Here is a 1,146-nt window from a genome sequence, read left to right on the forward strand (position 1 = left end):
CTTATGCATTTACAGAAGGAGATCGAGCAAACTTCTTTATATCCCACTACGTTCATATAAAACGCGTTCCTAAAACCTCTTTTCTACCCCACCGCCTTCAACTTTATATCCCACTACGTTCATATAAAACTTTTGAGTATAATCTTTAAATCTTGTAATTTCCTCCTTTATATCCCACTACGTTCATATAAAACGCTCTTCCAATTGCGGCGATTGTGTTCGCTTCTATCGCCTTTATATCCCACTACGTTCATATAAAACATAAACGCCCTACGCCAATCAAAGCATTAAAAACACACTTTATATCCCACTACGTTCATATAAAACTAATCGGTGTGATTGTATTCGCCACCCGCAAAAAGCCTTTATATCCCACTACGTTCATATAAAACCAGACATACGAGCGTATGGGCATTGACGCAACGACCCACTTTATATCCCACTACGTTCATATAAAACGTGAGGATGAACACACATATAGATTTGAATTTGAGTTATCTTTATATCCCACTACGTTCATATAAAACGCACAACGGAACCGGATCTCTACAACGAACAATCGAGCAACTTTATATCCCACTACGTTCACATAAAACTTATTACGACAAGGAGTCAGCTAAGAAAAACATCATCGACTTTATATCCCACTACGTTCATATAAAACTGGATTTAGCGACAGCACAACAATTTATTTCAACTATCTTTATATCCCACTACGTTCATATAAAACCCCTAAAAACAAAACGGACGAAAACCTTCATCTATCAAGGATTTCATCGTTCAAAGAACTCAGCAAAAGTCGGCTTTTTGCAGTAAACCAGGAATTCTATTTTTCACATAGGAGAAAAAACGCCTCAAATCCTTGCTATATAAGGCCTCATGTCCAGTATACCCAAAAGTAGGTTTACTGCAAATCATGAACGTATTCCGCCACGAACACCGAATATGAAGAATGATATCTAAGTAACTTTTATTGCCTGCGAAGCTGTTCAATTTCTTCCTGTGTAAGCTCGGTTAATTCGGCTACGGTCTCGTTATCTAGTCCTTTTTGTATCATGCTCAAGGCAACTTTCATAATAGCTTTTTTCTCTCCTATTTTCTTTCCTATTTCTTCTCCTATTCTCTTTCCTCTTTCCTCCCCTATTA

Annotated in this window: 1 CRISPR repeat array. The window is 37.4% G+C overall.

Going from position 1 to position 1,146, the window contains the following annotated elements:
* The first annotated feature begins 34 nt into the window (after window positions 1-34).
* Window positions 35-730: direct repeats of the CRISPR family, unit length 29 nt; unit sequence CTTTATATCCCACTACGTTCATATAAAAC.
* Window positions 731-1,146: the final 416 nt, after the last annotated feature.

The organism is Aneurinibacillus aneurinilyticus ATCC 12856 (assembly GCF_000466385.1).
Classification (GTDB): domain Bacteria; phylum Bacillota; class Bacilli; order Aneurinibacillales; family Aneurinibacillaceae; genus Aneurinibacillus; species Aneurinibacillus aneurinilyticus.